The organism is Paenibacillus sp. B-A-8 (assembly GCF_048572915.1).
GTDB lineage: Bacteria > Bacillota > Bacilli > Paenibacillales > Paenibacillaceae > Paenibacillus_AQ.
The window spans coordinates 2524119-2538665 of the sequence record NZ_CP183882.1; the positions used below are offsets into that span (position 1 = coordinate 2524119).

Annotated in this window: 15 protein-coding genes and 1 tRNA gene; 9 read left to right on the forward strand and 7 right to left on the reverse strand. The window is 45.9% G+C overall.

Annotation, left to right across the window (positions count from 1 at the left end; translation table 11 throughout):
- Positions 1-18 precede the first annotated feature (18 nt).
- From ACN6MV_RS10850 to ACN6MV_RS10860, 3 genes are read left to right on the forward strand one after another with little or no spacing between them, the layout of a single operon-like run.
- Positions 19-1155 (forward strand): glycosyltransferase family 4 protein, encoded by a 1137-nt coding sequence (locus tag ACN6MV_RS10850; protein ID WP_042126384.1) that lies wholly within the window; start codon positions 19-21, stop codon positions 1153-1155.
- Between the two features lie 6 nt (positions 1156-1161).
- The gene (locus ACN6MV_RS10855) at positions 1162-2472 is read left to right on the forward strand and encodes a metallophosphoesterase family protein (protein ID WP_419886332.1); all 1311 of its coding nucleotides are present in this window, start codon (positions 1162-1164) and stop codon (positions 2470-2472) included.
- Complete coding sequence (locus ACN6MV_RS10860) at positions 2462-5707, forward strand: AAA family ATPase (RefSeq protein ID WP_419886333.1); 3246 nt, start codon at positions 2462-2464, stop codon at positions 5705-5707. The genes ACN6MV_RS10855 and ACN6MV_RS10860 overlap by 11 nt, the downstream gene beginning before the upstream one ends.
- Here ACN6MV_RS10860 and ACN6MV_RS10865 read toward each other — a convergent pair.
- Positions 5694-6806 (reverse strand): hypothetical protein, encoded by a 1113-nt coding sequence (locus ACN6MV_RS10865; RefSeq protein WP_339290320.1) that lies wholly within the window; start codon positions 6804-6806, stop codon positions 5694-5696. The two genes, ACN6MV_RS10860 and ACN6MV_RS10865, sit on opposite strands and share 14 nt — an antisense overlap.
- A 175-nt stretch (positions 6807-6981) precedes the next feature.
- On the opposite strand from ACN6MV_RS10865, the gene ACN6MV_RS10870 reads away from it, so the two are divergent.
- From ACN6MV_RS10870 to ACN6MV_RS10880, 3 genes are all read left to right on the forward strand, one after another.
- Entirely contained in the window at positions 6982-7554 is a 573-nt protein-coding gene (locus ACN6MV_RS10870; RefSeq protein ID WP_042126391.1) for a xanthine phosphoribosyltransferase, read from the forward strand.
- A 99-nt stretch (positions 7555-7653) separates the two neighbouring features.
- Positions 7654-7971 (forward strand): hypothetical protein, encoded by a 318-nt coding sequence (locus tag ACN6MV_RS10875; RefSeq protein WP_036689410.1) that lies wholly within the window; start codon positions 7654-7656, stop codon positions 7969-7971.
- Between the two features lie 117 nt (positions 7972-8088).
- The gene (locus tag ACN6MV_RS10880; protein ID WP_042126394.1) at positions 8089-8307 is read left to right on the forward strand and encodes a hypothetical protein; all 219 of its coding nucleotides are present in this window, start codon (positions 8089-8091) and stop codon (positions 8305-8307) included.
- A 63-nt stretch (positions 8308-8370) separates the two neighbouring features.
- On the opposite strand, the gene ACN6MV_RS10885 is transcribed toward ACN6MV_RS10880, so the two are convergent.
- On the reverse strand, positions 8371-8817 hold the full coding sequence (locus tag ACN6MV_RS10885; protein WP_042126396.1) for a hypothetical protein: 447 nt from the start codon (positions 8815-8817) through the stop codon (positions 8371-8373).
- Positions 8818-9003: 186 nt separating this feature from the next.
- Between ACN6MV_RS10885 and ACN6MV_RS10890 the strand changes: the two genes are divergently transcribed.
- Positions 9004-9087: transfer RNA gene (locus tag ACN6MV_RS10890), tRNA-Leu, on the forward strand.
- A gap of 83 nt (positions 9088-9170) precedes the next feature.
- On the opposite strand, the gene ACN6MV_RS10895 is transcribed toward ACN6MV_RS10890, so the two are convergent.
- From ACN6MV_RS10895 to ACN6MV_RS10910, 4 genes are read right to left on the reverse strand one after another with little or no spacing between them, the layout of a single operon-like run.
- Positions 9171-9701, reverse strand: a complete 531-nt coding sequence (locus tag ACN6MV_RS10895) for a hypothetical protein (RefSeq protein ID WP_042126398.1) — start codon at positions 9699-9701, stop codon at positions 9171-9173.
- Positions 9702-9749: 48 nt separating this feature from the next.
- On the reverse strand, positions 9750-10433 hold the full coding sequence (locus ACN6MV_RS10900) for a hypothetical protein (RefSeq protein WP_042126401.1): 684 nt from the start codon (positions 10431-10433) through the stop codon (positions 9750-9752).
- Positions 10430-11323: an ABC transporter ATP-binding protein gene (locus ACN6MV_RS10905; protein WP_419886334.1), complete on the reverse strand. Its 894-nt coding sequence runs from the start codon at positions 11321-11323 to the stop codon at positions 10430-10432. The genes ACN6MV_RS10900 and ACN6MV_RS10905 overlap by 4 nt, the downstream gene beginning before the upstream one ends.
- Entirely contained in the window at positions 11320-11691 is a 372-nt protein-coding gene (locus ACN6MV_RS10910) for a GntR family transcriptional regulator (RefSeq protein ID WP_042126405.1), read from the reverse strand. Before ACN6MV_RS10910 ends, ACN6MV_RS10905 begins: the two co-directional genes overlap by 4 nt.
- Before the next feature lie 230 nt (positions 11692-11921).
- Here ACN6MV_RS10910 and ACN6MV_RS10915 point away from each other — a divergent pair, with 230 nt between their 5' ends.
- The gene (locus tag ACN6MV_RS10915) at positions 11922-12728 is read left to right on the forward strand and encodes a class I SAM-dependent methyltransferase (RefSeq protein WP_419886335.1); all 807 of its coding nucleotides are present in this window, start codon (positions 11922-11924) and stop codon (positions 12726-12728) included.
- Positions 12729-12737: 9 nt separating this feature from the next.
- On the opposite strand, the gene ACN6MV_RS10920 is transcribed toward ACN6MV_RS10915, so the two are convergent.
- A complete protein-coding gene (locus tag ACN6MV_RS10920) occupies positions 12738-13748 on the reverse strand; it encodes a S8 family peptidase (protein ID WP_419886336.1) in 1011 nt (336 codons plus the stop codon).
- Positions 13749-14148: 400 nt separating this feature from the next.
- Here ACN6MV_RS10920 and ACN6MV_RS10925 point away from each other — a divergent pair, with 400 nt between their 5' ends.
- Positions 14149-14526 (forward strand): hypothetical protein, encoded by a 378-nt coding sequence (locus ACN6MV_RS10925; RefSeq protein ID WP_052414552.1) that lies wholly within the window; start codon positions 14149-14151, stop codon positions 14524-14526.
- The last annotated feature ends 21 nt before the right edge of the window (positions 14527-14547 follow it).

Sequence of the window (14547 nt, forward strand, 5' to 3'; positions counted from 1 at the left end):
GTAAAGGGGATGTACCATATGAATTTGCTGCAAGCGCTCTTCTTCCCGCCGGAGCAACCCGGTGGTGTATCATCGATGATCCCTTATCTTCAGGAAAGGTTCCGTTCAAGCCGCTGGGAGATGGATTTGTTTTGGTTACCTAAGCGGATTCGCAACAAGGGACATGAAGAAGTCATATTCGAGACCTTTGATTGGACCCAGTTTGGGGAAAGTCAAATCGTTCAGAAATATATTCAGACCTATCGTGATTATCTATGGTGGACTAAATTACGAATGAGCAAGACATATGATCTTATCCATTCCCATCATCCAATTGCTGGTTTAGCAATGAAAAAAGTATTTCCAAATACTCCGTTAATTCAAACCTTACATTCCAGTTATGAGCGAGAGCTGATACTGAATGGAGCTATTTCTGATGGTGGTCTGGAGCATCAGTTTCTAGTTTCGCTTTACCGCGAACTTGAGCATGTAAGTGATCAGTTAATGACCGTGTCTCAAGCTTTTGCAGAGTATGTGGCGCCATATATTCAAGATCCTTCTAATATAGGAGTAATCCCGAATGGTTTTGATGAAAAAAGGTTTAAGCCAGTCCCGCATGACAACGCTATACCCCAGCTTGTGACTGTGACACGTCTGGTTCCAGCCAAAGGAATTGACACGTTACTCAAAGCCTGTGCTGAGCTTAAAAATCGCGGCCATGAATATGTACTGCATATTATCGGCGATGGACCTTCCCGTGCGGATTTGGAAAATATGGCTAAACAATTAGGAATTTATAATGAAACGATTTTTTATGGATATACGCTCCATCCGGAAGAATTCATGCCTTTCTTTGATATTTTCGTGCTGCCATCACGGGCAGAGGCCTTCGGATCGGTGTTTGCAGAAGCGGCGCTTAGCTGCTTGGCTTTAGTTGGGACGAATGTTGGCGGGATACCGGAGCAAATTGAAGATGGTGTGAATGGTCTGCTCGTCAATCCTGATGATGAAATTGCACTTGCTGATGCTTTAGAGAAGGTGATATCCGATCCGGCTTATCGTTATGAGCTTTCTCGTTCAGCTTGGGATAAAGCGAAAAGCTTGTATTCGCTGACTCGTGTCGCTAATGAACTTAAAAAGACATACTTACAGTATCCCTCAGGAACGAAAGGGTGAGCAGCTATGATTCCATTTCGATTTCTACATGCTGCTGACTTACATTTGGATAGCCGTTTTGCCGGGCTGGCGTATATTTCGCCAGCCATTCGTTCTTATTTACGCGAGTCAACCTTCGCCGCCCTAGGGCGGCTTGTCCGCGTTGCGATCCAAGAGGAAGTTGATTTTATTGTCATCAGTGGAGATGTGTATGATGTTTCAGATGCTTCCTTACAGGGTCAGCTGCGATTTCAAGAAGCGCTCAAGGAACTTGGCCAGCACGGGATTCAAGTGTTTCTGATCCATGGTAACCATGATCCACTTGATGGATTGCGTCTGGCAACGGAATTGCCAAAGCATGTTACCGTGTTCGGAGGGGAGAAGCCAGATCATGTCACTGCTCATCGTCGTAAAGATGGTCAAGAAGTAGCTATTGTTAGTGGAATCTCTTATCCGACTGCGAAAGTTACTGACAACACAGCACTGACCTTTTCTCGAAAGCCTGGCAGCCGTCTGTTTCATATTGCTATGCTGCATGGAAATGTAGATGGTGATTTGGTGCACGAGATATATTCTCCTTGTAGCCGTAGGGATCTTATCGAACGGGGTTTTGATTATTGGGCGCTTGGGCATATCCATAAACGCAGTATATTGCATGAGAAACCAGCAATTGTGTACCCAGGTAATATACAGGGACGCAGTATTAAGGAAACCGGACCAAAGGGTTGCTATGTTGTGGATGTTGATGAGGCTGGAAGTATTGCGCTCCGGTTTCATGAGCTTGATTATGTTCGCTGGCAGGTACGGGATCTATCCATTGAGGGATTAAGTCATGAAGCAGAATGGATACAAAGGGTGGAGCAGGTGATTGACGAAATCAGGGAGGAACTCCCGGAGCTGATGTCAGTGGTTAGATTTCGTCTGATCGGACGCGGGGACGTACATAAAGTATTAGCTGAAAAAGGTGCGGCAGAGGATCTGCTGTCTGAACTCCAGCGCCGTGAGGCGGTTCGGGCTGAGCGTAAAGATTATAAAGGACTTGTCTGGGTGGAAGGATTCGCTGTAGAGTCCGGGTTAGCTATTGACCGTGAACGGTTATTAGAGGAGGATAGCTTTCTTGGAGAAATGCTGCGAATTACAGATCGTACGGAACATTCAGCAGAAGCGCTTGAAGAATTAATAAACAGTGCGCTTAAGCCGCTCATGGAGAATCAGGAGCTGCGACAGCTGCTCTCGGTGACAAGTCAAGAGGAGAAGTTAAATTGGCTTCGTAGTGCAGCGGAACAGGGAATCACAATGCTCGGTGGAATGGAGGGTGCTCCAGAAGATGAGAATTGAACATTTGCAGATCCATGGCTTCGGACGTTTGCATAACCGAGAGATTGATCTATCGGAAGGCGTTACCATACTCTATGGACGTAATGAAGCAGGAAAAAGCACGACGTTGCAGTTTATTCGCTCCATGCTATTTGGAATTCCAAGTCGTGGTAACCCTACGGAGAGGTATGAACCTATGCAAGGCGGTTTGCATGGGGGAATACTGAAGGCGCGTGATATGAATGGTGGTCTATGGACCATTCGTCGCCATACCTCTGGTGGTGAGGGCTCAGGAAGAAATGAGAAGCTGAACATCGCGGTTAATCATCCGAATGGAACGACGCAAGAGCTAGGACAAGCTGAAATGGAGCGTCTTTTGCTTGGTGGCATCTCTCGAAGCATGTTCCATCAATTGTTCGCGGTCTCTCTCGATGAACTGCAGGAGCTTGCTGCGCTTCAATCAGAAGAGATGAGCAGCTTTCTCTTTCATGCAGGGATGGGCGGCGGTGGAACGATCATGCGGGCGGAACGCCGATTGGTACAGGAAGCTGAGAAGCTATATAAACCTCGGGGTAAACTGCAGGAAGCTGCTAAAATCGTTCAGGCTATTGAGAAACTAGAGCGCCAGATGGCGGAGAGCCGCTCTTATCTTCCACGTTATAACGGTAATATAGCAGCAATAAAGGTTATGGAATCTGAGCTGGATCAATTGGAACAACAACGTAAGCTTACTGGAGACAAGCTTGTGATGCTTCGCAAAGCTCAAGATGTTCGTGAATTGTGGTTAAAATGGAGCGATGCGCAGCTCGAGCTGCAAGACCTACTAGTGATTACAACCTTTCCTGAAGATGGAGCGATTCGCTATCAGGCACTTGAAGGTGAAATTCGAAATGCTCTAGGAGCAGTAACTCGTTATGAACGTCTGCAAAGTGAGCTTACGGATGAGCTGGCGCAGAATCCACCGGATGCGTTGTTAATAGCGCAGGGGCCTGCCCTGGAGCGGCTGGATCGCCATCGGAGCAGCTATGAAAATCTGCGAGTAGAAAGACAGCGGCTAGAAGGTGAATTGACCGCGCTGAATGAGCATTTGCAGCGAATTCTGCGAGGCATTGATGTCAGCTGGAGCGCGGCAGAGCTGACTGCATTTGCGGGTGCAGCGGCAGATCGTGAAGCTGCACGGAGGTTTGCGGCGGCGTTCGCGAGTTATGATCGCCGCATGGAGGCGGAGGGCGCAGCGCGGCAGACGCTGCGATCCCGCTTGGCCGCTGCCTCAGCTTCGCTGCAGGCAGCAGAACGGGCGTTGGCGCGTGAGCACGCTACCGGCGCCGAATCTTTTGCGCAGCTGGCTCCGCGCAGCGCCCGTGAAGTGCTGCAGCTGTGGGACGAGCTGCAGCAGGCGGCCGAGCGCTGGCGCGAAGCGCAGCTCAGCGAGGGGCCGCAGCGCGCCCCCGGCGCCGGAAGTGACGGCCCTAGCGCGCAGCGCATGGCCGCGCTCTACCGGCGCCTGCTGTGGGCTGGGGCAGCACTAACTGTGCTGCTGCCCACAGCGCTGTGGCTGACCGGTGCTCCGCCGGCCAGCGCAGTGCTCGCGATCGGCCTGCTTGGCGCGGCCGATCTGGCCCTTTGGGCCGGCCTCAGCGGAGCGCGCCGGCTGGAAGCGTCCCCGCCAGGGCATGGCGGGGACGTGGGCACAGCCGCAGCTGAGATGCTGCGGCTGCGGGGGCAGCTGCTCTCCGGGGCGGAGCCGGAGAGCGCCATGCCGGGGCGGCGGTCGGCCGCCCCGGGGTCCAGCCCTGACGCAGGCGGGCTGGAAGCCTCCATGAGGGAGCTTCGCAGGCTCATGGAGGCTTGGTCAGCTTGGCGGCAGCGCATTGAACGCTATGCCGCCGAGCGGGATGCCTGCCGCACGGAGCTGGAGACGCTGGCAGGCCAAGAGAAGCTGCTCGCGGAAGAAATGACCCGAGCAGAGACGGCTTTCACGCAAACGGCTGAGCAATATGAAGAGTGGCTGCGTGAGCGCAGATTGCCTGAAGGGTTGTCCCCGGAAGGGCTGCCGGATATCTTTGCAATGGTGGAACAGGGGAACGAACTGCTGCGCCAAGAGAATAAGCTTTCTTTGCGACTAAAGCAGCTTGAAGCAGAGTGCAACTTGTTCGAGGAGGAGCTGCTTGCTCTCATTTATGAATCAGGTACTGATCCTTTACACGAGTCTGGCGTAGCGGCAACTAGCTTTGATATGGACGCGCAGGATGGACAACGAAGATCTGCACTAACTTTACTGAGCTGGCTGGAACTTCGAAAAAGAGCTTGGGATGAACTGAAAAAGGACTTGGTTCGCCGGGAAAGTATTCAGTCACGGTTACAGGAGCTTCTGGAGGAGCTTAAGGAAGGCCATAGAGTATTAGGTGAACTTAGAGAACAGCGTGAACACCTGTTGCATGAAGGCGGAGCAATAAGCGGGGAGGACTTCTTACGAAGGTCGGCTGCTGTACAGCGGCATAGTGAGCTGAATAAATCCATTCGTCAGTGGGAGTTAGCTATGTTTGGAGGCTGGGAGGATGAGCGAGTTGCCGCCCTACAGGTAGTATTAGATCATCATGATGCCTCAGCACTTCAAAAAGAACGGATAGCAGCTGAAGAGCTGGCTGAACGGGAGGAAGAAATGTGGAACACCCTGCTGGAGCAACGAGGGAAGCTGCTTCAGGAAAGGGAGTACTTGAAAGAGCGTTGTATGGAGGACTCCGTAATTCAGCAATTGGAAGAGCAGAGAGCCGCTCTGCGAATTGTGGCTGATAAATATGCGGTAGCAGCATTAACAGCCGAATTAATTGGAAGAACCCGCCGTATTTATGAACAGGAGAAGCAGCCGCAGGTACTATTGCTTGCATCCGACTATTTCTCCAAGCTGACGGAAGGGGAATACAAGAGAGTTGTGATGACTCTGGGCCATAAAGAGCTAAAAGCTGAACATAAAAATGCTGGACTAATCGACAGCGGACTGCTTAGCCGCGGGACGGCAGAACAGCTGTACCTTTCCATCCGCTTGGCACTGGCAGAGACGATGTCTCGGCAAGTATCGCTGCCATTGCTGTTCGATGACCTATTCGTCAACTTTGATGAAGCTCGTCTTCATGCTGCTCTTTCACTGCTTGGTGAACTGTCAATCTCCCGCCAGATTGTAATGATGACTTGTCACAAGCATGTGGCGGAAGCGGCAGCGCGAATCATTCCAACAGCAGCAGTTATTTCCGTGTAACTGGTTTTATGGATACAAGGCTGTTCCCTTTTCCACTCGAACCCGATGAGGAATCGATACGTGGTGGAATAGACCATGGCGTTCGTAGCAGCATGACAGCCCAGACCAGCGATAAAGCTCCGAAGATCGGGTAGAACACGGAGAGAAGAGAGCTAAAGCCAAATTGGCTCAGTAAATAACAGACCAACATCAGAATCGGTGTAATCAATGTGGGTTTAACGGGAATTCGTTGTTTTAGCTGCATGGTAACGCCATAAATGTCGGCAACAAAAGTGCTGAAGATCTCCAGAAAAATCAGCAGCAAATATATAGTTTGCACTACAGTGCCCAGCCGGATGGCAATGTTACCCATAGGGATTTCAAATTGGAGAATCCCAGGCATCTGTGAGCTCATCGCGAAATGCGCGGCGATCAACATAAAGCCGATCCCGGCACCACCTATAATACCGCCCCAGACCAGAGATTTTTCTTCATCTGTGTGACGAGCCATCGGAACTAATACGGCTTGAGCCATACCTAGATTGAAGGCGGTGTAGAGCAGCGGCGACATCCAAGCGCCAAAGATAGATCGATCATTTTCTAGGAATAGGAATCTTTCTGCTCCTGGAATTTGAAACGTATTAAAAATAATGATGAGTGATAGCGTAAGCATTAGCGGGACAATCAGACTGTTCATTTGCAGAATACCGGAAATCCCCCGCTTAAGCAGAAAATAAGAACCAACCAACGTTAGTATTAACCCTGTTTGATAATGAAATCCAAGATGCTCTTGAAAAATAGCTCCAGCCCCTGCAAGCATAATACTGTTGACACCGATCAGGATGACCATCGTGAACAAACTGATGGTGCTTCCGACTTGGTCACCAAAGAGATGACGGTTAAAGTCCTCATAAGATTCTGCTTCTATGCGCCGAGCGATGACCATCATTTTTGTACCCAGCCATATGAATAGTATAGTAGAGAGCAGGATGGTCAGGACTGCCCAGTGTCCGTAACGAGTGAAGAATTTTAATATTTCTTGACCGGTGGCGAATCCGGCTCCTACAATGGTGCCGATATAAGTGAAAGCGATCTGCATTGTTCGGACATGTGATTTCATGGCTGCCCTCCTAATAGTTTTAAGAAGCAAAAGAATAATCATAAGGAGTGCTATGCAGGATTGCCTTGTGCACTCTGTATAGTACAGGTTATGATGAGGATCAGTAGGACATGACTTCCGTGATTCATTTGTACGGAGCGTCTGCGATTATAAAGGGTATTGGAGGTTCAAAATCATGGAAGTATTGAAACAGCGGATTTTGGAGGAAGGTGTCGTCGTTTCGGATGAAGTGCTGAAGCTGGATGCACTGTTGAATCATCAGGTAGATCCGCAGCTTACGATGGAAATGGGACGGGAGTTTGCCGGGAGGTTTGCGGACTGCGGAATTACACGTATTGTGACCGTGGAATCCTCGGGCATTGCCGTGGCATTTGCCACCGCATATGAGTTAAAGGTGCCGTTAGTTTTTGCACGCCGCAAAAAAACGCTCCTAGCAGATCCGGACGCACTTTGTGAAAGAGTTCCTTCTTTTACGAAAGGTATCGTTACCGACATCATGTTGTCTCGCCAATTCATCTCCCCGGAGGATAAAATTCTCTTTATCGATGATATTATTGCTAATGGTGATGCAGCACGCGGGCTGATTAAAATTATTCAACGCTCTGGCGCTGAGCTGGTTGGTCTTGGCGTTGTAGTGGAAAAAAGTTTTCAGGCAGGAGCTCGAACGATCAAGGAGCAGGGGATCCGGTTGGAGTCACTTGTAAGAATAACCTCTCTTAGCGGGGGCACTATTGAATTTGGAGAATAACCCGAATTTGAATAAGAACATGCCTATTTTTAAACAACTGCTTTTCACCCTATAGATTTTCCTTTATAATAAAATCAGACATAGGGAGGAGGCGTCACAATGGGGAAAGAACCGGTGACTGAGCAATTTTTTATTGATAAATTAACCGAGGCCAAGGATCACTTCGAGCGTGCGCTGGATTGCAAACACACGGAATTCGACGATCTGTATCCCTATATGATTGAACATCCTCAGTTTTTTTGGTACAAACGCTATGTAGCTTGGTCAGAGCTTCTGACAATCAAAGGTTTGTGTGAGGAACTTTCCTTCCCTTGGAGGGAGAAATTCACAACTAACCAAGTGGAGTATCTGGAGCAACGTGTGATGTCCGCTAAAGTTCTTGACTTCTGGTTTGAGAAGAATGAAGCGCTGATATAAGAATGCTTTAGTAGACATGCAATTGGTCAATTGCTTATACGAGACCCAGATGACTTTTCATTTGGGTCTTTTTTCTGGATGAATATAGGATAAGCTATATAGAGGGAGGGATTTATGATGATTAGCGATGAACAATTGGATGCGTACCGAATTTCCGGTGAGAAAATTCGTGTGGTGCGTGATGGCATAGAAAGTAATGATGTAAAGGGGATTGTTCTGGCTTGGGACGATTCGCAGGTGATGATACGTCGCCAGAATAGACGGGTAGTAAAGCTTGATCGGAATTATCTATTCCAACCCTTCAGCGAACCAAGGAAAGCTCCTGATAATATATAATCTTGGCAGCATAAACAGCTCCTTACCCTAGTGGGTAGGGAGCTGTTCTTTACTTATGGCGGATTATATGGTTAGTGCTAGCTGGGTCTCACTTTCTTCTCTGGAGAGCATGGAGAGCTCTGTAGACAGGCCGAGATATGCGCGCATTCGCAGCAGCATCTCTCTACGGAATCCTGGCCATAATATATTCATCTCACCTTGATATCCTCTACAGGTGTACAAGGCCTCGACTCCCCGTTGATCTTGGCGAACGGTTGTGACCTTCAGATCATGTGAGCTCAATTCGCGCGTAACTTCTTGAAGCATTAATGAGGTCTTCTTAGTGGCACCAGACACGAGCTCCATATAAAGCTGAGGGGTCTTAAACAGACCACTCTTACTGATTACACGACAGTCACGTTCGAACACTTTATGAATAAACGTTAGCAGCAAATAGCTTCTGACAAGGGACATTTCTTCTTTCGTAACCTCTTCATCAACAATGGATGTCTTCAACTTTGTAGTCGCCATTATAAATCACCTCATTTATATTATGCGAACTTTTGTTCTCATTATACCTTATATTCGGAAGTAAAAGCAATAATTATCCATAAAATAATGAATGATTAGAAAAGCTAGAGAATATATTGACGCATTAATCTCAGCATGGTATGATCTATCTTGTGACGCAAGATGGATATGTAGTCATTACGATGTGCGGTCGTGGCGGAATTGGCAGACGCGCACGGTTCAGGTCCGTGTGGTAGCAATACCGTGGAGGTTCGAGTCCTCTCGACCGCATCACTAGAAACTCCCTTGAGAAATCAGGGGAGTTTCTTTTTTGTGAATATAATTAATCCGAGGCAACTGGAGCATAATCGTATCTAGATCGATAAATATCGAATTAAGCCTAATAGGGCATAAGCAAACAGAACTGTTCCAGTACCAATGCCTGTAATTGCACTGTTTGCGACGTTAAGCTTTTTCGATATGAATAGTGATGCGATAGAGACTGCAACAAGAAGTGCTGCTAAAAGGTATAAACTGAAATCGTTAAAAACACTTTTTAAGCTAATAAAATGAATTCCTACAATAAAGGCAATCCAAGGAGCAACGTAATCATTAAACTTACATTTCAACAATATAGAAGCTCCAGCACCTGCCACAAATAATTCAATATAGACAGAAATTAAATAATTATCAAAAGAGGTCTTGTCATTTAAAACGGAGGGAGCATCCCAGTTCGTTATACTTAAATAGATACCAATCAAGCAGATGAGAAGGGATACACCAGAAGCTATGCCAATATATTTACGCCAGCTGGATCTGGGGTTTTCTTGTGCCCAACCAAACCAACTAAAACTAAACATACCGAATATAGAAACATACATGGCGTAATCCCTCACATAATCCATAAAGGTACCTCCTACACCTACAATATTTAGAATATTCGAGGCTGTGCCTTACACTGTAGATTTCCGAAGCATCCAGAACGATAAGAGTGCATACAAGACCGTCAAAGGCATGGTCCACAAGGCAAGATCAAATGCGGTATGGCTGGCAAACCAATTAAATAGATCTCCCCACCACCGATAATACGTCATTAACAATCCAGCGACACTGTACAGAATAAACATGACTGCCGCGAAAATGAATAGACCGCTTCTACCAAATCTGCGGAAGATACTGGATATAACAAATCCCCAATAAAACATATGCAACATGATCATAAAATAGATCCACAGCTGTTCTAGGACAGTACCATCATTCAAGTATGGTAGGTGAAAATAATGTAGCTGCACACCCCATCCAGGTGTTAAATTGTTTTCTATAACGGATAGCAGGAACAGAAGAAGGGAGAAGCCGGCACTTGTAATAACAGCCATCAAGGAGGTACCGAAGAAATAATCCGTTCTCCGTAGACTTAAGCCCAAGGCAAAGGGGAAAGTCTGTACCAAAATGATGATGCCTATGACAAACATGTAAATAAAGATAGAGACTAGGCCACCTGTATACATGGGTTCTTGCATGAAAAAAGCTATGATAAGATTAACGAGAAAACTGGACAATAATATGATCCAAGGCATAAATAACCAAAACCATTTATCCTTGTAGTGCATTTTTAATATCCCTGTCATATGGTTCATTGTGCTGCCACTTCCTTTCCTTGAGATCTTCTATTTGTAAGATGGACAATTAACTGTTGTAAAGATATGGGGGAGATCTCCAGACCAAGCATCTCAGCACGTGATAGATCTGTTGAGTTTAACCCGACTAGAGTGGCAGAAAGTAATCCGCCAAAAGGTTCACGAGAGATAACATCTTTACTGGAGATGAACTCTTCGACCTTCGCAGTTGCACCAATCACCTTAGCGGCTCGCCCGCGAAGAGCTTCAGCATCCTCATTAATAATAATCTTACCGTTGTCGATAACAATGACATGCTCTAACAATTGACTTACCTCGTCAATCAAATGTGTAGACAAGACAATTGTTCGTGGATATTCTGAATAATCCTCAATCAATCGATCGTAAAACAGGCTTCTTGCTACAGCATCCAGACCTAAATAGGGCTCGTCAAAAATAGTCAGCGGAGCGCGGCTAGCAAGGCCGACTACAATACCCACCGCCGAGAGCATTCCTCTGGACAGCTTCTTTATTCTTCTTTTTAAGGGGAGATTGAAGTCCTTGATTAAGGATTGGGCGTAGTCCCGATCAAAGTTAGGGAAAAATAACGCGGATACCTCTAGAACATCGATAATACGGTACGTATCCGGATACTTTTGACTTTCCTTAATGAAGCAAATCTGATTGAGTACGCGGTTATTCTCGTAGGGATGTTCTCCAAATACCTTCAAATCACCACTTGTAGCAAATAACTGGGCTGTGATCATGTGCATGATCGTTGTTTTCCCCGCACCATTTCTGCCAAGGAGTCCATAGATTTTATTTTGTTCCAAAGAAAAAGTAACGTCTTGGATGACGGTTACCTTTCCATACGACTTGGTTAGCCCCTTGATCTCAACAATTTCATTCATGACTGATTATCTCCCCTCTGAATCATCTTCGTTAATTGATCCAACGTTATTCCTAATTTCTCAGCTTCACGGATCATAGTTACAACATATTGTTCATAAAATTGCTCTTTTCTCTTCTCCATCAATACTGCGCGCGCTCCAGAAGCAACAAACATACCGATACCTCGCTTTTTGTACAATATTCCCTGATCCACTAGCAAATTCACACCTTTCGCAGCCGTTGCCGGATTGATCTGGTAGAAAACAGCAAATTGATTTGTTGAAGGAACCTGTGATTCCTCCAAGAGTGTTTCTTCGATGATGTCATTTTCTATGCGTTCGGCGATCTGCATAAATATCGGTCGTGTATCATCCATTAAGCTTCCCATGTATTCACCGCCATGTTCATTGGTTAGTTAGTTATGTAATTAACCATATATGCAACGAACTTATTTGTCAATCATTTCTAAGTGCATTTTTTGGTTCCTGAGTCCAAATACAGCGAATTAGGCGTATCGGCATAAATAAAAGGCTGAGCGGATTCAATCCGAACAGCCTTTTATTTTAGTGGGATGTCTGCTATGATTTTGTCCTATTAGAAACAGAGAAGGGTGAAACTATGAATGAATATGGTTCGAATTTATTTAAAGGTACTGCGGTGTACTATTCAGAATATCGACCACAGTATCCTTCATCCCTTATTCGGTTCTTGATTCAGCAGTTTTCGCTTAACGGAGAGGGTCGTTTACTTGATTTAGGATGTGGTACGGGTCAGTTGGCACTAAGATTCAGTGATTGGTTTGAAGAAATGATAGGTGTAGATACGGAAAGTGAAATGTTGGATGAGGCAAATCGTCTATCAAAAATTCACAGAGTAGATAACGTTAGTTGGAGGCTGGGTAGAGCAGAAGAGCTGCTGAGCGAATGGGGCTCCTTCCGTCTTACCATTCTAGCCAAAGCGTTTCATTGGATGGATAGGGCGTCCATTCTTGAAATTCTATATCATAGTTTGGACGATAATGGCGGTCTAGCCATTATTGATACTTTTAATGTTGAGCAAGAACCATTATCTTGGCAGCTTAAGGTGAAAGAAATTGTGAAACGCTGGTTAGGTAACGAAAGGATAGCAGGAGACAGCACCTATACTCATCCTAAAGAAAGACATGAGGACATTGTTGCGCAATCTAGTTTTAAAGATGTGGAAAGACTGGTTTTACCCAGTTATACAATCACATGGACCGTGGATTCGATTATTGGTAATTTGTATTCCACATCCTATGCATCTAAGCGATTATTTGGAGATCACATAGAACGATTTGAAGCGGATATGAGATCTTCTTTATTAGAAATTGAACCTGCGGGTAAATTTACTGAAGAGTTATCCGTTTCTGTTATCACGGCGTTTAAGCGAGAAATAGAGTATTAAAAAGCAAAATCACAATAAAAATCTCGCATTGATCTCACCACAGCCCGCTGTGTTAGGGGGAAGTTTCAGAGAGAATGTGTTCTTTTTCAGTAAGGGTTTCACTTGCTTTGGAGATAAAGATGGATTTCTCTGCAGCAATTGGGCGATAACACCTGAGACAATAGGTGTTGAGACGCTGGTACCGGACAGCACAAAGTAATCTTTCGCTATCCGCAAGTAAGGAAGTTCACGATCCAGTTTGGATCCGGGAGCACGAAGAGAGATGATTGTTTCACCGGGAGCAACGAGGTCTGGTTTCTTACGCCCCCGCGCTGCAGGACCACGGCTGGAATACCAGGTAATCCGGTCGTCCTTTTGTGTGAGTGTGCGGCGATCATCCACTGCACCAACAGTAATTGCTGAAGGACTAATACCAGGAGATTCGATCGTACTTCGCTTAGGGCCGCTATTTCCTGCCGCTATTACAACTGTAAGGCCGGCTCTAATTGCTTGTTCTACTGCTTGGCATAGAGGGTCATCGGCACAAGTTGAATTGACAGTACCTCCGAATGACATTGAAAGGATACGCAGCTTTAGTCGCTTGCGATTTGCAATGCACCACTCAATTCCTTTTATAATTGTGGAGTCATATCCGTCGCCATTTTTATCGAGTACTTTAACGCCGACGACTCCAGCCATTGGAGCAGGGCTTTTGTATTTTCCTTTGCTCATCCACCCATTACCTGCAGCATCCCCTGCAATATGAGTCCCATGACCGTTATCGTCATAGGGCTGTTTTCTATGATTGACGAAATCCTTAAAAGCCACGATGCGGTTACAGGGCTTAATCAGATCAGGGTGTCTATATACGCCTGTGTCAAGAATGGCAATGTTGATCCCTTTACCGGTAAGCCCTTGTTTCTTCTGGATGGCGGTAGAACCGATGGAAGGTGTTGCTATATTAAGGGATGTTTTTTTGATTCCATCTACATAGATTTTTTCAATCCCCTGCCAATCACACATCTGTTTCAGACAATTCATCGAAACTCGCGATGCTACAGAATTAAGCATGGGGAGGTGGTGTTTGATAGGAAAGTCATGTGATTTTAAATGTTTTTGTAATGACTTCAGCTGTGCTGGGGTCATTTTTTGTTTGAATTTGATAATGATAGGAATTTTAACGGATGTACCGCGAGGGACTTGGGATTGTTGAATTCTTTTTCTAAGCGCCCTATGGATTTTTGAACTATGTTGCTGTACCCACAATTGTTGGCTCATTTCTTAATGGATCACCTCATAAATGCATTATATGCATCACTGATCCAGTAGGTACGAATCTATGAATCTAGGAATAAAGTACATTTCTTGCTTAGTAGGTAATAGTGAAGTCAAGAATCAAAAATCTTGCATCTACTAACGTATCCTAAAAAAGAAAGTAGTGATGCAAATGGTGACCATTAAGAAACCAGTTAACAAGCAAGCCGCTGTGGCGGCAAGAGCCCTCGCGGCAAAAAGAGTGAAAGCTGCTGCAACGAGAAAGAGACGGAGAATTAAACAGACATTGGATAGATTTATTGTTGTCGCTATTGGTACAAATGCAAGTGGCACACCTAAAGCAACTACAGGCTGGACAGCTTCATTACGAGCAGGCACTACAACAGTAACTGCTGATTTCGACGAATTTGGTGTAGTAAGATTCCCTACAATTACCACCTTAACAACGGTAGCTTATCTGCTTACATTAAGAGATGAGAACGGAGCTACTATCAGAAGTTTTAACGTTCCATCAGACCGTGAGTTTTTTGTGGCTAGATTTTAATTCGAACAAGCCTAGACCATT